Raw genomic sequence first — 467 nt, forward strand, 5'->3', positions numbered from 1 at the left:
GTAGAGCGTCTCTGCTTCGAACAAGGCGGCGAGCGCGTGCAGGATCCATACTGCCTGCGCTGCCAGCCGCAGGTGATGGGCGCCGCGCTCGACGTCCTGCGCAAGGCGGCCGACACGCTGGAGACCGAAGCCAACGGCGTCACCGACAACCCGCTGATCTTCGCCGAGGACGACACCGCGCTCTCGGGCGGCAATTTTCACGCCGAGCCGGTGGCCTTTGCCGCCGACATGATCGCGCTTGCCGTCTGCGAGATCGGCTCGCTGTCTGAGCGCCGCATCGCCATGCTGGTCGATCCGGCGCTCTCCGGCATGCCGGCTTTCCTGACGCCGAAGCCTGGCCTCAATTCCGGTTTCATGATCCCGCAGGTGACGGCGGCGGCGCTCGTTTCGGAAAACAAGCAGAAGGCCTATCCGGCGAGCGTCGATTCGATCCCGACCTCGGCCAACCAGGAAGACCATGTCTCGAT

General features: G+C 65.7%; 1 protein-coding gene. It reads left to right on the top strand.

Annotated elements, in window-relative coordinates; translation table 11 throughout:
- Positions 1–467 (top strand): aromatic amino acid lyase (locus tag EOA60_RS36905; RefSeq protein ID WP_164899965.1); only part of this gene is annotated, 467 nt, incomplete at both ends.

This window comes from Mesorhizobium sp. M1A.F.Ca.IN.020.06.1.1, from assembly GCF_004023265.1.
Taxonomy (GTDB): domain Bacteria; phylum Pseudomonadota; class Alphaproteobacteria; order Rhizobiales; family Rhizobiaceae; genus Mesorhizobium.